The following is a 1,470-nucleotide window of genomic DNA, read 5'->3' as shown; positions in this document are numbered from 1 at the left end:
ACAAGCGGCAGAGCCTTTTGAACCACACCCGGCGCCCCTGGGCGGGTCAACCATACGAAGGGCTCACCCCATCCCGCAGGAAAGCGTAGGGAGCCTTTTCCAACCTGCCTGAAGAGGCTGGCAGACGGAGGCGAAGGCTCATCGCTGTACGTCGGTTGACCTCACGAAACCCTTGCTCGACCACTTGGGAGAGTCGGGCAAGTCTCCCAGCGTCCGGGCTACTGACCAGTGCGAACGTCAGGTTGGAAAGGGCTCAGTGCTTTCGCATCCCTGGGCCGCCTAAGAAATAGATAGGACCCGCAGGAATGAAGATCAGACCGCCGGGCACACGAGGGTCCGGAGGTTGATAACTATGGTTCCTGTTCTTCTTGTTCTTCTGCTCGCCCTGATCCTCTTCGGTGCCGGTTTCGCACTCAAGGCACTCTGGTGGATCGCAGTGATCGTCCTGATCGTCTGGGTACTCGGCTTCGTGATCCGCCCGACAGCCAGCGGCGGCAAGCGCGGCCGCTGGTACCGCTGGTAGACGGCCTGAACAGCACACGGACATGGGTGGGGCCCGACGCCGTGGCGTCGGGCCCCACCCATGTCCCGTCCCGCCAGGCACGGGACGAACGAGGTGATTCTTCCGGTCCGGGGTAGCTGGAGCTCATGGCCGGAGGCGGCCGTGACGCCAGGAACCATGGCCCTCCAGCACGACCCCTCCGGCCATCCACGCCTTTCACGGCGAACACGGGTTACCTCGAGAGGTCCTGAGAGCTCCTATTTCTGAAAGAGTGTCACCGAGTGCGGTGCCCTGTGATGCGCAATTCTGCGGCGGACAGGAAACGAATCGTGATGAGAGAGTCGCGTTCCCTGATTCATCGCATTCGGGGCGACGCTCCGACAACCTGCTCGACTGCTCGGTCACGGCCTCACTGGGTTCAAGGGCGAGGCCATATACCCCAGCAACGACAAGGCCAGCCGGCAAGCGCGCGGACGACGTCGGCGCCTCCTGATACAGCGGTGGTCCGGGAGCGCGGCGCTCGCCGCGGCGAGGCCGGCCTTCGCGGGCACGGGTGCCAGGACGTGCCCTCAGGCCGACCACGGGGACCGGGCGCAGCCCTCCAGAGCGGACGGGCCGAACCATTCCCCTCAGGGGCGCCGCGGCGTGTCTGTCTGCTGCGGCTGTCGTTGAACGGGCACCGCACCCGGGTCCCCTACAGCCCGTGTGCGGGGGTGAGGGCCCGTGCTGCCCTGTGGCTTCGGGCCCTCATTCCCCGCGAGAGCGGGTGCGCATGAGACGGCAGGCGAGAACTGCTCGGACACCGATCACGCGAGACGGCGCGCAGGGGCTGAGCAAGCCCCTGCGCGCCGTCAAGCGGTACAGCAGTCGGTGACCGGCTTCACGGTCACCCCGAACACCGGGTCAGTGGCCGCCGCCCTGGTGCTGACCGCCACCCTGACCGGCCTGGCCGCCCTGACCCGCCTGGC

1 protein-coding gene is annotated in these 1,470 nt (G+C 66.6%); it reads left to right on the top strand.

The genetic code is table 11. The features are described 5' to 3' along the window. Nucleotides 1-352: 352 nt before the first annotated feature. The gene (locus tag ABZV34_RS34605; protein WP_164369086.1) at nucleotides 353-523 is read left to right on the top strand and encodes a hydrophobic protein; all 171 of its coding nucleotides are present in this window, start codon (nucleotides 353-355) and stop codon (nucleotides 521-523) included. Nucleotides 524-1,470: the final 947 nt, after the last annotated feature.

The sequence above is a fragment of the Streptomyces sp. NPDC005195 genome (assembly GCF_040608315.1).
Classification (GTDB): Bacteria; Actinomycetota; Actinomycetes; order Streptomycetales; family Streptomycetaceae; genus Streptomyces; species Streptomyces kaempferi.
Note: the sequence above shows the minus strand (reverse complement) of the source record. Positions and strands in the feature narration are given on the sequence as shown.

Bases quoted from the DNA above. Each gene is read 5' to 3' on its own strand.
- ABZV34_RS34605 (WP_164369086.1), top strand. From the start codon at position 353: ATGGTTCCTGTTCTTCTTGTTCTTCTGCTCGCCCTGATCCTCTTCGGT.